Annotated in this window: 11 protein-coding genes and 1 tRNA gene; 7 read left to right on the forward strand and 5 right to left on the reverse strand. The window is 63.9% G+C overall.

The features are described from left to right. Positions 1-41: 41 nt before the first annotated feature. The 3 genes from AC3WRC_RS09975 to gor all read left to right on the forward strand — a co-directional run bounded on the left by AC3WRC_RS09975 (position 42) and on the right by gor (position 3306). Positions 42-117, forward strand: a tRNA-Lys gene (locus tag AC3WRC_RS09975). 186 nt (positions 118-303) lie between these two features. After that, a complete protein-coding gene (locus AC3WRC_RS09980) occupies positions 304-1815 on the forward strand; it encodes a tryptophan halogenase family protein (RefSeq protein ID WP_492303727.1) in 1512 nt (503 codons plus the stop codon). 108 nt (positions 1816-1923) lie between these two features. Next, positions 1924-3306 (forward strand): glutathione-disulfide reductase, encoded by a 1383-nt coding sequence (gene gor, locus AC3WRC_RS09985; protein WP_492303728.1) that lies wholly within the window; start codon positions 1924-1926, stop codon positions 3304-3306. Between the two features lie 9 nt (positions 3307-3315). Here the strand turns inward: gor and AC3WRC_RS09990 are convergent, their stop codons facing one another. Next, the gene (locus AC3WRC_RS09990) at positions 3316-4836 is read right to left on the reverse strand and encodes a carboxylesterase/lipase family protein (RefSeq protein ID WP_492303729.1); all 1521 of its coding nucleotides are present in this window, start codon (positions 4834-4836) and stop codon (positions 3316-3318) included. A gap of 119 nt (positions 4837-4955) precedes the next feature. Between AC3WRC_RS09990 and AC3WRC_RS09995 the strand changes: the two genes are divergently transcribed. Then, complete coding sequence (locus tag AC3WRC_RS09995; protein ID WP_492303730.1) at positions 4956-6464, forward strand: sensor histidine kinase; 1509 nt, start codon at positions 4956-4958, stop codon at positions 6462-6464. After that, entirely contained in the window at positions 6461-6838 is a 378-nt protein-coding gene (locus AC3WRC_RS10000; RefSeq protein WP_055755213.1) for a response regulator, read from the forward strand. Before AC3WRC_RS09995 ends, AC3WRC_RS10000 begins: the two co-directional genes overlap by 4 nt. 2 nt (positions 6839-6840) lie before the next feature. Here the strand turns inward: AC3WRC_RS10000 and AC3WRC_RS10005 are convergent, their stop codons facing one another. From AC3WRC_RS10005 to AC3WRC_RS10020, 4 genes are all read right to left on the reverse strand, one after another. Then, positions 6841-10245, reverse strand: a complete 3405-nt coding sequence (locus tag AC3WRC_RS10005) for a class I SAM-dependent DNA methyltransferase (protein ID WP_492303731.1) — start codon at positions 10243-10245, stop codon at positions 6841-6843. 62 nt (positions 10246-10307) lie between these two features. Beyond that, positions 10308-11501 carry an imidazolonepropionase gene (hutI, locus tag AC3WRC_RS10010; RefSeq protein ID WP_492303732.1) on the reverse strand — a complete coding sequence of 398 codons (1194 nt, stop codon included), beginning with the start codon at positions 11499-11501 and terminating at the stop codon, positions 10308-10310. After that, positions 11498-12223 carry a histidine utilization transcriptional repressor HutC gene (gene hutC, locus AC3WRC_RS10015; RefSeq protein ID WP_492303733.1) on the reverse strand — a complete coding sequence of 242 codons (726 nt, stop codon included), beginning with the start codon at positions 12221-12223 and terminating at the stop codon, positions 11498-11500. Before hutC ends, hutI begins: the two co-directional genes overlap by 4 nt. Continuing rightward, positions 12220-13596, reverse strand: coding sequence for a formimidoylglutamate deiminase (locus AC3WRC_RS10020; RefSeq protein ID WP_492303734.1), 1377 nt, complete (start codon positions 13594-13596; stop codon positions 12220-12222). The genes hutC and AC3WRC_RS10020 overlap by 4 nt, the downstream gene beginning before the upstream one ends. A gap of 77 nt (positions 13597-13673) precedes the next feature. Between AC3WRC_RS10020 and hutG the strand changes: the two genes are divergently transcribed. Both hutG and hutU read left to right on the forward strand, forming a co-directional pair. Beyond that, a complete protein-coding gene (gene hutG / locus AC3WRC_RS10025; protein ID WP_055755209.1) occupies positions 13674-14492 on the forward strand; it encodes an N-formylglutamate deformylase in 819 nt (272 codons plus the stop codon). Next, the gene (gene hutU, locus AC3WRC_RS10030; RefSeq protein WP_492303735.1) at positions 14489-16153 is read left to right on the forward strand and encodes a urocanate hydratase; all 1665 of its coding nucleotides are present in this window, start codon (positions 14489-14491) and stop codon (positions 16151-16153) included. The genes hutG and hutU overlap by 4 nt, the downstream gene beginning before the upstream one ends. The last annotated feature ends 2 nt before the right edge of the window (positions 16154-16155 follow it).

Genomic DNA, 16155 nt, shown 5'->3' on the forward strand with positions numbered 1-16155 from the left:
CTTCGGCAAGGCCTCGCCCCCGAAGACGCAGACGATCGGTCGGGTGATTAGCTCAGTTGGTAGAGCAGCTGACTCTTAATCAGCGGGTCGTAGGTTCGAACCCTACATCACCCACCATCGTCTTTCTCCAGAATGTATGGATACACGGCTGGCTGGCTTTACTGCGAGGCTAGATCGCGTTTTTCGCCGGTTTGTATCGCCCCGTCAGAGAACCAGGATCGACAAGCCCTGCAGTTCGCGCGACTGATCACAAAGGCAGCCGCCGATCTGCCCAAGCATTCCCCTCTTCACCGGTTACGCCCGATGACTCCTGCTCCGCTGAAACGCATTCTGATCGTCGGGGGTGGCACGGCCGGCTGGATGGCGGCCGCCGCACTGGCGCATGTCACGCGCGGCACGGTGAAGGTCGAGTTGGTCGAGTCGGAGGTTATCGGCACGGTTGGCGTCGGCGAGGCGACCATTCCGCCGATCCTGCTGTTCAACCAGTTGCTGGGCATCGACGAGAACGAATTCGTCCGCGCCACTCAAGCCACCTACAAGCTGGGCATCCAGTTCAATGACTGGTTCCAGAAGGGCCGGAGCTATTTCCACCCGTTCGGAACCTATGGCACGCGCATCGACGCCGCCTCCTTCCACCAATATTGGCTAAGGCTGAACAAGGCGGGGCTGGACGACGACCTGGACGCCTATTCCGTCACGACGATGGCGGCGCGCATGGGCCGGTTCACCCGGCCTGACACCGACCCGCGCGGAGCCGGCTCACAGATGACCTACGCCTTTCATTTCGACGCCGGCCTGTACGCCAAGTTCCTCCGCCAGCGCGCCGAGTCGCAAGGCATCGTGCGTCACGAAGGCAAGATCGCCGACGTGCGCCTGCGCGACGGCGACGGCTTCATCCAGTCGGTGCGGTTGGACGACGGCCGCGAGCTGGAGGCGGACTTCTTCATCGACTGTTCGGGCTTCCGCGGCCTGCTGATCGAAGGCGCGCTGAAGACAGGTTACGAGGACTGGACCCATTGGCTGCCGGCGGACCGTGCTGTGGCCATGCCCTGCACCCGGGTCGGCGATCCGACGCCCTATACCCAATCGACGGCCCTTGAGGCGGGGTGGCGCTGGCGCATTCCGCTGCAGCACCGCACTGGCAACGGCTATGTCTATTGCAGCCCCTACATCTCCGACGACGAAGCCCAGGCCCGGCTGCGCGCCTCCCTGGACGGCGAGGCGATGGCGGAACCCAACTTCCTGCGCTTCACCACCGGTCGCCGAAAGAAGGCCTGGAACAAGAACTGTCTGGCCTTGGGCCTGGCGTCGGGGTTCCTGGAACCACTAGAATCGACCTCCATCCATCTGGTGCAGTCGGGCATATCCAAACTGCTGCTGCACTTCCCCGACACCGGCTTCGCCCAGGCCGATATCGACAACTACAACCGCATGATGCGGCTGGAGACCGAGCGCATCCGCGACTTCATCATCCTGCACTATCACGCCACGGCGCGCGACGACTCGCCCCTTTGGCGCCACGTGCGGGCCATGCCGATTCCCGAGACGCTGAAGCAAAAGATGGATCAGTTCCACAGCCGGGGCCGCATCTTCCGCTATGAGGACGAACTGTTTCAGGAGACGAGCTGGATCGCCGTGTTGCTCGGCCAAGGCGTCATCCCCGAGCGGCACGATCCGATCACGGAGACCATCCCTCTGGCGCAGGTCCAGCAATGGTTGCAGAAGATGAAGGCGATGATCCAGCAGGGCGTGGCGCGAATGCCGACCCACGAGGCCTTTATCGCCGCCAACTGCAAGGCGCCGCGGATCAACTGAACGACTCGACGCGACCAACCTGATTAGGTCTGAACAGACCGTTGAGCTCTTGGATTTCGCGCAGCGTGGCTTAAATGGCGATGCCTGCCGCTGAACGGAATCCGACCTATGGCCGACTACGACTACGACCTCTTCGTCATCGGCGCCGGTTCGGGCGGGGTGCGGGCGGCGCGGCTGACGGCGCTGGATGGCAAGAAGGTCGCGGTCGCCGAGGAATATCGTGTCGGCGGCACCTGCGTGATCCGCGGCTGCGTGCCCAAGAAGTTCATGGTCATGGCATCCGAAGTCAGCCACACGCTCGAGATCGCCGAGGGCTACGGCTGGTCGTTCGACAATGCGAAGTTCGACTGGCCCACCTTCCTTGAAGCCAAGGACGTCGAGATCGCGCGCCTGTCCGGCATCTATGCCGCCAATCTGGGCAAGGCCGGGGTCGAACTGGTCCACGGGCGCGCGGTTCTGAAAGACGCCCACACGGTTGAGATCGTCGGCAAGGATCGCACCATCACCGCCGAGAAGATCCTGATCGCCACGGGCGGCCGCCCGTGGAAGCCGGACGAAATGCCGGGGATTGAGCACGCGATCACGTCCGAAGAAGCCTTTCACTTGCCTGAACTGCCCAAGCGCATCCTGATCGCAGGCGGCGGCTATATCGCGGTGGAGTTCGCCGGCATCTTCGCGGGCCTGGGCGTGGAGACGACGCTGATCTATCGCGGCCCCAACATCCTGCGCGGCTTCGACGACGATGTGCGCGCGCACCTGGCCGGAGAGATCGAAAAGCGCGGCATCAAGGTCATTCTGGGCTGCCAGCACGAGAAGATCGAAAAGACCGAGACCGGCCTCATCAACCACCTCGAAAACGGCATGAAGCTGGAGACGGACGTCGTCATGTTCGCCACCGGCCGGATCCCTCACGTCAAGGATTTGGGGCTGGAGAGCGCTGGGGTCGAGCTGAATGAAGCGGGCGCCATCAAGGTCGATCCCCATTCCAGGACGACGGCCGACAATATCTGGGCCATCGGCGACGTCACCGACCGGATGAATCTGACGCCCGTCGCCATCCGCGAAGCCGTCGCCTTCCATCAGACCGTCTATCGCGACAATCCCCAGCATTTCGACTACGAGGCCGTGGCCACCGCCGTCTTCAGTCAGCCGCCGGTCGGGGTCGTGGGCCTCAGCGAGGCGGAGGCCCGCCGCTCCTGCTCGAACGGCGTCGATGTCTATGTCACCCGGTTCCGGCCCATGAAATACGCCTTCACCGGCTCGGATGAACGGGTGCTGATGAAGCTGGTGGTCGATGCCGACAGCCAGCGCGTGGTCGGCGTCCATATCGTCGGCCCCGACAGCCCCGAGATGATCCAGCTGGCCGCGATCGCCGTGAAGGCCGGCTTGACCAAGGCGCAGTGGGACGCCACCTGCGCCGTCCACCCGACCATGGCCGAAGAGCTGGTCACGCTGAAGGAAAAACAGTCGGGCGCGACCTCCGCCGGCTGACGCTTGCTCTCAGGGTCTGGGCCGCTCGCGGAACCGCTCGAGCAGGTCCAGCCTGGCGCTCAACGGCACGGGCGTCACGGTCGGTCCCGGATTCACGAAGTTCATCAGCCGGGTGTCCCTCAATGTCGCCGTGGGCCAGCGTGGCCGCCCGACGCCGTTCGGATCGCCCGAGCGCGCGAAGGCGGTCCAGTAGCCCATCATGGCCTCCGATGCCTTTCGATCCCGATCCTCGACCGGATACGGCAGGGTGTTCAACGTGCCGAACACATAGGGCCGCTCGATCGCATGGGTCGCGCCGCCATGCGGCTCGGGATTCTGTGGCGACGAGATATCGAACCGATAGAGCCACGCCGGATGGCCCGCCTTGGTATGCAGTCGCGCCAGCATACGGGCGGGCTCCGAAAACACCAGATCCGTGATCGCCAGCTTGTCAAACGCCTCCAGCCCGCCATAGGCCTGGACGGCGTCGGCGCGCTCGAGCCAGGTCATGTCGTCGTCGATCTGACCATAGCCGTTGCGATCCGTGGGCCGCATCCACCAGAACTCGGCGCTGTTGCTGCCGATGATGAAGGGCACCGGGGCCTGCCGACCCGCCTTGAAGGCCACCTCGACGGTGGACGGCACGATCCTCCCGTCGATCAGCGTCAGGTCGCCGTTGGCGAAGACCGGCGGCGGCGTCAGGAACAGATCGGCCGGCGCCGCGCGCAAATCCGCCGCCGTTCGCAGTCCCGCGCCATAGGCCCAGACCTCGCCGCGCTCCCGCGCTGAGGGCGCGCCATAGGGGCCCTTGCGGTCCAGCGGCGTCTGTAACTCCCGCCCCAGTCCGGACTGAACGATCGCCCGATCGAACAGACCGCGCGCCGGGGGCGAGATCATCAGCCGCGTGACGATCGCCCCGCCCGCCGATTCGCCGAAGATGGTCACGTTCTTGGGGTCGCCGCCAAAGGCCGCGATATTAGCGCGCACCCATTTCAGCGCCGCCGTCACGTCCATCAGACCGTAGTTGCCAGCCGCCTCGCCTGCCGGCCGCTCGGCCGCCAGCGCCGGATGATCGAAGAAGCCCAGCCGCCCCAGTCGATAGTTCAGCGTCACCACGACCATGCCGCGCTTGGCCAGGTTCGTTCCGTCATACAGCGGCGCGGTTCCCGACCCGTTCACCAGGCCGCCGCCGTGGATCCAGACCATGACCGGCGCGGGCTGAGCCGCGCTGATGGGCCGCCAGACGTTCAGGTTCAGACAGTCCTCGCTCATCGGCAAGGGACCGACGCCGGGGTCGCCGTTCGGGGGCGCCTGGATGCACAGCGGACCATATGTCGAGGCGTCGCGCTGGCCCTGCCAGGTCGGCGCGGGACCGGGCGGTCGCCAACGCCGCTCGGCCGTCGGCGGCGCGGCATAGGGAATATTCTTGAACGCAGCCACTTCGGCATCCGCGCGTCCGTTCAGGACGCCCTGCGGAATGCGGACAGTGGGCTGGTCGGCTGCGGGCGCCATCATGAGCGAAAGGGTGGCGAAAACGCCGGCAATTGTCATGCGCGCTGATTAGCAAATTACGGCGGCGCGCCAATCATCTTGCGATCACAGATCACGACACACGGTGAGAGAACCGATTTCGATGTGGCGCGTTATCGCCAAGCTGTGCGGGGTAAGCGTTGAACGAAGCGGCAAAATCTGTCGATCCGACCGTCAATCTGGGTGCGGCTTTCGAGGCCTCGCCCAATCCCTATGTGCTGCTTACGCCTGACCTTCGGATCGCGGAGGTCAACCAGGCCTATATGGATGTGACGGGCGCCAAGCGCAGCGAAGTGTTGGGTCAACCGCTTTTTGCCGCCTTTGACTCGGGCCCTGGCTCGGACGCCCCAGAGAACGTCCGCCAAGTCCGTGCCTCACTGGAAAAAGCGCGTGATACCCGACAACGCGATCACCTGGCGGTCGTGCGCTTTTCAATGCCCCGAGCCCAGCCGGACGGCAGCGAGATTTTCGAAGAGCGCCTTTGGAGCGCCACCCATACGCCCATCCTGAACGCCGACGGCGAAGTGGTCATGCTGCTTCAGCACACCACGGATGTGACGGATTTGGCGCCCGTCATCCGCCCGGATGAGCCGACAACCGCGCTGGACGCGATTGTCGGCGGCTCGGTCCTGCGTCGCGCCCAGTCGGTGCAGGAGGACAATCGTCGCCTGGAGACCGAGCGCAATCGCCTCGTTGAAATGTTCATGCAGGCCCCTGGCTTCGTCGCCATCCTGTCCGGGCCGGATCACCGGTTCCAGATGCACAACGACGCCTACAGCCAGCTCATTGGTCACAGGGATATCGCCGGCAAGCCCGTCAGGCAGGCCCTGCCGGAACTGGAAGGCCAGGGCTTCTACGAGTTTCTCGACAGTGTCTTCGCCACAGGCGAACCCTATGAAGGGCGCGAGAGCGCGGCCCAGCTGCAGCGCAAGCCCGACGGGCTGCTAGAAACCGTCTATCTCAACTTCATCTATCAGCCGATCCGGGACGACGCAGGTGCGGTCGTGGGCATCTTCGTGCAGGGCCACGACATCACCGAGAACGTCCTGGCCGCCCAGCGCCAGAAGTTGATGATCGACGAACTGAATCACCGCGTGAAGAACACACTCGCCACGGTCCAATCCATCGCCATCCAGACGGCCCGCTCCAACACCGATCCGTCCAGCTTCGCCGAGACCTTTCAGTCCCGCATCATGGCGCTTTCGCACACCCACAATCTGTTGACGCAAAGCCACTGGGAGGGCGCCGACCTGCGCGCCATTCTGGAACACGAGACTGAAGCCTACGGGCCGACCCGCATCAGCCTGAATGGACCGCCGGTGTCGCTGGAGCCCGCCGTCGTTCTGTCTCTGGGCATGATCTTCCATGAGCTTGCGACGAATGCTGCGAAATACGGCGCCCTTCATACGCCGGACGGTCGCATCCTCATCGACTGGGGTCTGGCGGATCAGCGCGACCGCAAACTGAAGCTGAGCTGGCGCGAAATCGGCGGCCCCAAAGTTACGGTTCCGGACAGAAGAGGCTTTGGTAGCCGTTTGATAGAACGAAACATTCGACATGATCTGGCGGGCGAGATCGATCTGGTCTACGCCCCCGATGGATTGATCGCGGAACTGACGGTTCCATTGGACAGGACGGCCGCACAATGACTCAACCTCTGACCGGTCGCCGTGTCCTTGTGGTCGAGGACGAGTCGCTCGTCGCCATGCTTCTGGAAACGATTCTGGAAGACATGGAATGCGTGCCGATCGGTCCGGCCTCAAATGTGGACGACGGTCAAAGACTGGCCCGGGACACGGAAAATCTCGACGCCGCATTGCTGGACGTGAACGTCGCCGGCCGTCAGGTCTTTCCCGTCGCGGAGGCATTGAAGGAACGCGGCGTGCCGTTCGTCTTTTCGACCGGCTACGGCGAAGGCGGACTGCCCGACGAATGGCGCGGCCAGCCCACGATCCAGAAACCCTTCACAGAAGCCGCCATCCGCGACGCGCTGATGAAGGCAATGGGAGTCGCCGAGGCCTGACCCTAACTCGGCATCCGCCGTGGCGCGAACCACCCGGCGTCCGTTCGGTAGATGCTGCCGGCGGCTGTCATAACATCCAGAGTGTGTCGTAGGTTTTCGGCGACCGCTTTCGCGCCCTTCGGAATCTCGAGACAGGATGCGAGATGTTCGACGTCCACCGGTCGCCCCTCCCCGCGCATCACCTCCAACACGGTCATAATCCGCGCGATTTCGTCAGATGGTAAGATCGGACGAGAAGTGGGCGCCTCTTTCTGCATCGATGGGTGTGATTTGCGGAATTTGGGAGACCTGGCTGTCTGGTAGTCAGGTCGAACATAACGAATCTGGCCCGCATCTTCCTCCGCTGATCGGCTTTGATTTAGCGCCGCCAGCAGTGAAATGACGGCCTCGTCACCGAGATCAGAGGGCCATCCATAAGCTTTCAACACCAGCGCATCCAAACGCTGGTTAATATGCAAAAGCAGGTCCACGCACCCTGCCTGCCGGATGGTTCGATCATTGTCGGTAAGCGCTACGCCCGCCAGGATCTTTTGCATCACGTTGTACAGGCCCGTCATCGACAGGTCCTCATTTTGACCCAGCACGCGGGATCTCAGATCGTCCAGGCCCTCAGCAACGGTGGCGACTTCCTCACGCAGCAATGGACTTGCGTCGGGGAAGGGAAACCGGTCGAAACACGTTCCCTTAGAATAGACAGGGCGATCTTCGAGCTTTCCGCCGACGGCAAGCGCCCACGCCCGGTGTACCCTGGACGACAGCACGCCCAGCACGAAGGCATCGTCAGACGCGATGCAGACCAGCCGATTATCCGGCAATATCGAGGCGTCCAGAAATCGGAACCAACGGTGTTTGGACGTCTCTACCGTTGCAATGAAGCGCGGCAATCCTTTCAAGGCCCGACGAAGTTCTCGTCTCGGCTCGCCAAAAATCCACCAGTTGTCACGATAGGACGCCCTGTTGTTTGCGTCCCGGTCCGGTTTCACAGTTTCCATCAAATGCTGCATGAAGCCGGGATGCTGTCGGATCGCCTCGTCCTGAGGCCATCCGAATAGATCGATGACCTGCAGATTACGCGAGCGGTCCGTCAAATCCTTGCCGTTGCGGTAGGACCTGAGGGGTGCGGTCTGTCGGTCAACCGACTGGTTCGCCAATGCAGCGGCTTTCTTTGAAGCAATGAGAAAGCCGTCTCCCATCAATTGCACGCCTCGGTGAGCCAAAGTGGCGTTGGCCTTCAGTCGCACGGTGCGTTCGACCCCGCGCCCGATCGTGAGATCGCTGCCGATATCGCCTCTGGCCTCTGAGTAGGTCACGCCTTCCGCACTCTCCCGCGCGACGGTCAGCAGCCTTCCCCGCCCATTGGGAGGCCCTGCTTCTGCGACCAGCATCGCCACCCTGACTGCTGCTGCGCCCTTACCCTTGGTCCAGGGATGATCAGCAATGGCGAACGTCAATCGGATCGGCACGTCGCCCTGAAGCCTTTCCTCAATGACGCGGCGCGAAAATGTTTGGGTGATGGAATTCGTCGTCACGAAACCGAAACGCTGCAATGCAGGCGCAGGCATGGAATGGGTTCGAAGCGCACCAGAGAGGTCATCGAACGGACCTCGGTTCGCGGCATCTTCGATTAGAACTTCTGCCGCTCGATCCCACCACACCGTCACGATATCGGCGGACCTAAAACGCTCTCCACGAGAAGCCCACAGCGCCTCGGCGTAGTCCGAGCCCAGTTCGTCGCGAAGGTTCTTCCCCGCGATAAAGGGTGGATTTCCGATGATGAAATGGGCTTTTGGCCATGTTGGCGCGCAGGGTTGGATGTGCCGTACGCCGTCTTTCGATGACGAACAGGGAATCTTAGTGGTCCGCAAGATCGCATCGCCCTGCTCGATGACGCAGTAATTCTTCAAAACTGGATTGGACGTAAGCACCTGGCCCGAGTGCCGGTAATGCCATTGTAGATGGCCGATCCACATGACGACGGTGGCGATCCAGACGGCTTGAGGGTTCTTCTCGATGCCCATGAACTGACGTGGGCCGACCGACAATCCATCGGTCTCCAGCACGCGCTGCGAGACACCCAGCGACGCCAGCCGCTCAACAACCTCGCCCTCAAGGCCCTTCATCCTGTCCATGGCGATGTAGAGAAAATTGCCCGTCCCGCAGGCAGGATCAAGCACGGCGATGTGGCACAAGGCGTCGTGAAAAGACTTCGCCAGCTCACACGCCTTGCGAAGATATCCCTCCCGCTCGAGCTTATCGATTTGGACGCTCGTTGCTTCCCACTCGTTCTGCAGCACATCAATGATGGTCGCCTGCACCAACGTCTCAACCATGGCTTTTGGCGTGTAATGCGCTCCAAGCTCGCCCCTCTCCCCGGCGGACAAGGCATTTTCCATGAGCGCGCCAAAGATCGCAGGCTCGACCTTCGCCCAGTCGCAGGCCGCAGCCTTACAAAGAATATCCAGCTCACTTTCCGAAACCGCGATCGCCGCATCTTCGGCATACAAGCCGCCATTGTACCAGAGCATGTCGCATCGAAGGACCGGGCAGTAACCCCCTGTATCCATCGTGCGAAACACCTGACTGATCGCCTTGCTGAAGTTCTTCGCAGCCCCCTGATAGCTTTTCAGGAACTCGCCAAAGGCTCGGTCCGGGATTAGCTTTATGCTGTCGGCAAACATGGCGAAAACGCACTGCATCACAAAGACGGCCACGCGCCGTTCCCATGCTGCGCGATGAACCGGATCGTTCGCTGCCCCCGCCTCGCGAGAGAAGCGTTTTCGGAAGGACTGAACCAGGCGTCCCAGAAGCGCAGCAATTTCTGTCGTCGCCTCCTCCACACGCCTCGCAGGGTCCAGCGACATGGGATCGCTCCAAACGGCCGCCAGGCGCTCCCTGATCTTGGGATCGCGCAGGTCCGAAAGCGCAATCCGGTAGTTTTCGCGGTCGGGATATTGGAGGTAGGTCTTTCCCATCCGGCTGAAGTCGGACCAGAGTTCAATGGTCCGCCCCACGTCGACCATGATGAGAAACGGCGGCCATTCGTCCAGTGTTCGCGCATAGCCTTTAGCTTGAGCCCGAGCCTTCTCCATTTTTCGTTCGACAACGTCGGGTCCGACCAGCTTCATCTGCTGCTTGTCGGGAGTGTTGGCCAACCGCTTGGCTGTCTGTTTCGCTTCAAGCACGAAACATTCGCGACGATAGCAGTCGATGTAGCCCCAATGGGAGCTGAGGTCGTCGTGACGGAACCTCACGATCCGTTCGAACCCATAATCGGGGTCGTCGACCTTTTCGTCGTTAGGAGCGGCGACGCCAAGAACCCTGCAGAGTTGAATAACGAAGGACTGCGCTGTCTGCCGCTCTGAAGCCGATGCGTTTGCCCAAATCCTGATGAAGTCTTCTACATCCATAAGTCGCACCCCAGAACAGGAATGCGTCTTTAACGTGCATTACAACCGGCCACAACCGGTGATTATGTTTGGCCGAGAAGCATCGGCTTTCCTAGCCAGTAAGACAGTTCAGCAGGTCGCGAGATGTCCCAGATCGCGAAGTCAGCGGCTTTGCCACTTTCCAAAGTGCCGATCTCACCCAACAGACCCAGCGCCCGCGCCGCCTCCCGCGTTGCGCCGGCCAAAGCCTCTTCCGGCGTCAGACGGAACTGCACGCAGGCGAGGTTGAGCGCGGCGGTCATGGAAGCGATGGGAGAGGTGCCGGGGTTGCAGTCGGTGGCGACGGCCATCGGCACGCCGTGCCGGCGCAGTCGATCGATGGGCGGCGCCTGGGTCTCGCGCAGCATCAGATAGGCGCCGGGCAAAAGGACGGCGACCACGCCGGCGGCGGCCATGGCGGCGACGCCTTCCTCGGTCGCATGTTCGATGTGATCGGCGGACAGAGCCTGATAGCGCGCCGCTAGGGCAGCACCACCGCCGTTCGACAACTGGTCGGCGTGCAGCTTGACCGGTAGCCCCAGCGCGCGCGCCTTGTCGAAAAGACGCGACACTTCTTCGGTCGAGAAGGCAATGGGCTCGCAGTAGGCGTCGACCGCGTCGACCAGACCTTCGGCATGGGCGGCGGGCAGGATGTGGTCGATGGCCAAGTCTACATAGGCGGCCCGGTCGTCGCGATATTCAGGCGGCACGGCATGCAGGCCCAGATAGCTGGTACAGACACGCACGCCGCCGTCGCGCCCGATCCTGCGTGCGACGCGCAGCATCTTCAGCTCGGTCTCAAGGTCCAACCCATAGCCGGACTTGATCTCGACGGTGGTGACCCCTGTGGCCTTCAGCCCCGCCAACCGCGTCATGGCGGAAGCGAACAGGTCGTCCTCAGACGCCGCCCGCGTGGCCTTGGCCGAGGAGACGATGCCACCGCAGGCGCGTGCGATTTCCTCATAGGTCGCGCCGCCGAGCCGCTGTTCGAACTCGGCAGAACGGTCTCCGCCGAACACCAGATGGGTGTGGCAGTCGATCAGGCCAGGCGTGATCCATCGCCCCTCCAGCCGCTCGGTTTCAGCCGTCTCTACGGGCGGCAGGTCAGCGCGCGGTCCCACCCAGGCGATGCGGCCATCGGCGACGACCACGGCGGCGTCCTGAATCGCGCCATAAGGGACCGGTCCCTCGACCATGGTGGCTACATGGCAATCGATCAGCAGACGATCGGCCTTCATCGGCGAGGCTCCTTGGCCAAAACGGGTGAATGGGCTGACGAGAAACGCGCGACCAGATCGTAGCGGTCGCCGGGGAAGGTCTGCCAGACCCGCGTCACCCCCTGCCCGTCCCGCCACGTCCGCCGCTCGACGCACAGGCAGGCGGCGCCGGGCTTGAGTTCCAACAGGCGTGCAGCGCGGGCGTCGGCCGCGATGGCCGAGATGCGGTTCTCCGCCTCGGTCCAGGGCGCGGAGTCCAAGAGCCAGCTTCCCGGCGGAACCGTACGAAAATCGACGTCTATGGCTTGAGGCGCCGCGCCGAGCGCGATGAGCCGATATTCCAAAGCCAGGGGCGCGCCGTCGGCGCTGTGCAGACAGGTCAGATCCAACAGAAGACCACCCGACGCCAGTTCGATTTCGTCCGCACCGTCCGGCTCGCGTTCGATCCGCTCCAGCAGGACATAGCCGTAAGCCTGCCCGCGCTCGATCACTTCGGCCCGCAAGTCGGGAATAGCCAGGACGGCGGCGTGGGCCTTGGGCTGGGCGACGAAGGTGCCGGCGCGACGCCGACGCGTCACTAGCCCCCGCCCTGCCAGTTCCGAGATGGCCTTGGAGACCGTCATGCGCGAACAACCGTAGCGTTCGGTCAGCTCATGCTCGAACGGAATGCGGTCTCCGGGCGATAGCTCGCCGGACAGGATAAGCCCCTCCAGATCGGCGTAGATGCGGCGATGCAGGCTCATCCCAACACGGCCGATAAGGCCTTGCGATAGCGCGCCACAATGCCGTCTCGGGCGATATGGCGGCCGTCTTTCACGACCTCCCGCCCCGCTCGCCAAACCGAACGGATCGAGCCCGTCGGCGCGCCGAAGATCCAGCTGTCGAGCACCGCATCGCCCGACCGTCCCGCAAAGGCGACGCCGCTTGTATCCAGCGATACGATGTCCGCCGACGCCCCGACGTTCAGTCCCGACGCCGCGCCTGTCGCCTGGACGCCGCCCGCCAACGCGCGATCGAACAAGGCGCGCCCCGTCGAACGCTGCGGATCGGCCATGACGGCTCGGCCGCGCAACGAAAGACGCTGGCTGTACTCCAGCATCCGCAGTTCCTCTGCGACGCCGATCTGCACGTTGGAATCGGTCCCGATGCCGAACCGGCCGCTGGCGCGCGTGAAATCGACCGCCGGGAAGACGCCGTCGCCCAGATTGGCCTCCGTGATCGGGCACAGACCGACGACGGCGCCGCGCGCGACGACGCCCTGCCACTCGGTCTCGGTCACATGGGTGGAGTGGATCAGGCACCAGCGCTGATCGACCGGCGCATTGGCCAAGAGCCATTCGACCGGCCGAGCGCTAGACCAGGCCAGGCAGTCCGCGACCTCCTTGGTCTGTTCGGCGACATGGATATGGATCGGCCCATCGCCCGCCAGCGCAGGCATTGCCCTCAGCTGATCCGGGCTGACGGCGCGCAAGCTGTGCGGCGCCACCCCGACCACAGCGTCGGGCAGATCGGCGGTCAGGGTCCGGCATCGCTCGACCAGATCGACGAAACCGTCCAGATCGTTGATGAAGCGCCGCTGTCCATGCGCCGGCGGTTGTCCGCCGAACCCGGCATGGGCGTAGAAGACCGGCAGCAGGGTCAGGGCGATGCCCGTCGCCTGCGCCGCCGCCACGATCCGCGCAGCGATCTCGGCCCGGTGCGAATAGGCCGCGCCTGACGGGTCGTTGTGCAGATAATGGAACTCGGCGACGCGGGTGAAGCCGCCCTCCAGCATTTCCATGAAGGCCAGGGCGGTGATGGCCTCGATCTCTTCCGGCCCGCCCCGATCAAGGAAGCGGTACATTAACTCGCGCCACGTCCAGAAGTCGTCGTCTGAAGGCCCGCGCGCTTCGGTCAGGCCCGCCATGGCGCGCTGAAAGGCGTGGCTGTGGACATTGGCGACGCCAGGCAGGGCGACACCGCCCCCCTCGTCCGCCGGGCTGCGCGCAACGTCTGTTTCAAGACTGACGATCCGCCCGCCTGCGATGCCGATGCGGACGCCGCGCCCCCAGCCGTCCGGCAACAAGGCCGCCTCGAACCAGAGGGTGCGATCCACAGGCTGCGGCTGAAGGGTCACTGGACAGGTCCGTGTCGTTACGATCAATATGTCTAGACATACCACGGTGGATCGATTTGGCGAGGGAGGCCGAACGGATGCAGGACTGGCTGACCATCCACGAAGGTTCGGCGCCGCTGGTGATCGGCCTGCCGCACACGGGGACCGACATTCCGCCCGCCATCGAGGCGCGGATGACCTCATCCTGGCTGGCCCGCAAGGACGCAGACTGGTGGGTGGATCGGCTGTACGACTTCGCGATCGACATGGGCGCGACCCTGGTGCGAACGGGCGTGTCGCGCAGTGTCATCGACGTGAATCGCGATCCGTCGGGCGTCTCACTCTATCCCGGCATGACCACGACCGGCCTGTGTCCGACCGAAACCTTCGACGGCGAGCCGCTGTATCGCCCAGACCAAGAACCCGACGCGGCCGAAATCGCCGAGCGACGCGCGACTTGGTTCGATCCCTATCACGCCGCCCTGCAAGCCCAGCTAGAGCGACTGCGCAGCCGAGGTCCGGTCGTGCTCTACGACGCCCATTCCATCCGGTCCGTCGTGCCGCGCCTTTTCGAGGGCGAACTGCCTCAGTTCAACATCGGCGACAACGACGGCGCCACCTGCGCCGGCGAGCTGACGCAGGCTGTCGAAAAAGCCTGTGTGATCAGCGGCGACAGTGTCGTCGTCAACGGCCGCTTCAAGGGCGGCTGGACCACGCGCCACTACGGCCAACCCGACGCAGGTGTTCACGCCATTCAAATGGAGTTGGCGGACCGGGGCTACATTCTCGATCCGGCCGGACCGGTGTCGCCAGAAAACTGGCCCAGCCCCTATGAGCCGGACCGCGCCGAGCCGATGCGCGGCCATCTGCGCCGCGTCCTGACCGCCTGCATCGCCTTCGCCGAGAGCCAACGATGAACACGCCCAACGCCCGGATCGTCCGCAGCCCGCGCGGCCCGGAAAAGACCGCCAAGACCTGGGCCGCCGAAGCGGCCATGCGGATGCTGATGAACAACCTGGACCCCGAGGTCGCCGAGCGGCCCCAGGACCTCGTCGTCTATGGCGGCATCGGCAAGGCGGCGCGGGATTGGGCGGCGTTCGACAGAATCGTGGAAAGCCTGCAGGCGCTGGAGGCCGACGAGACCCTGCTGGTTCAATCCGGCAAGCCGGTCGGCGTCTTCCGCACCCATTCCGACGCCCCGCGCGTGCTGATCGCCAACTCCAACCTGGTGCCAAAGTGGGCGACCTGGGAGCATTTCAACGAACTCGATCGCAAGGGCCTGGCCATGTATGGCCAGATGACCGCCGGGTCTTGGATCTACATCGGCACCCAGGGCATCGTTCAGGGCACCTACGAGACCTTCATGGAGGCGGGCCGCCAGCACTACGGCGGCGACTGGTCGGGCAAATGGATCCTGACCGCAGGCCTGGGCGGCATGGGCGGGGCCCAGCCTCTGGCCGCGACCATGGCGGGCGCATCCTGCATCACGATCGAATGCCAACGCAGCCGCATCGAGTTCCGTCTGCGGACGCGCTACGTCGATGTCATGGCCGAAACCCTGGACGAGGCCCTTGCGCTGCTGGAGCAATCGTTCCGGGACAAAAAACCGTTGTCGATCGGCCTGTTGGGCAATGCAGCCGATCTGATGCCTGAAATGGTCCGACGCGGCATCCGGCCCGATTTGGTCACCGACCAGACCAGCGCGCACGATCTGATCAACGGCTACCTGCCCTCGGGCTGGACGTTCGCGGAGTGGGAAGACAAGCGCGTCAGCGATCCCGACAGCGTCGCCGCCGCCGCGCGCACCTCCATCGTCGCTCATGTGAAGGCCATGCTGGACTTCCAGGCGATGGGCGTGCCGACCACCGACTATGGCAACAACATTCGTCAGGTCGCCTTTGACGCGGGCGTGACGAACGCGTTCGACTTCCCCGGCTTCGTGCCTGCCTACATCCGCCCGCTGTTCTGTCGGGGCATCGGCCCGTTCCGCTGGGCGGCCCTGACCGGCGATCCGGAAGATATCAGAAAGACAGACGCGGCGATGAAGCGCCTGTTCCCCGACAATCCGGGTTTGCATCGCTGGCTCGACATGGCGGGCGAGCGCATTGCTTTTCAGGGACTTCCAGCCCGCATCTGCTGGATCGGATTGGGTGATCGCCACTGCGCCGGCTTGATGTTCAACGACATGGTGGCGTCGGGCGAATTGTCCGGCCCTATCGTCATCGGCCGCGATCATCTGGATAGCGGGTCGGTCGCCAGCCCGAACCGAGAGACCGAGGCCATGATGGATGGATCGGACGCCGTATCCGACTGGCCGCTGCTGAACGCCCTGCTGAACACGGCCTCGGGCGCCAGCTGGGTGTCGCTGCACCACGGCGGCGGCGTCGGCATGGGCTATTCCCAGCATTCCGGCGTCGTCATCGTCGCCGACGGCACGCCGGAGGCCGCCAAACGGCTTGGACGGGTGCTGTGGAACGACCCCGCCACCGGCGTCATGCGTCACGCAGACGCCGGCTACGAGATCGCCCGCGCGGCGGCTCGTGAGCACGAACTGAACCTGCCGAGCCTGAAGGCCTGAGC

The sequence above is a fragment of the Brevundimonas sp. EU05-FHT14B07 genome (assembly GCF_058790795.1).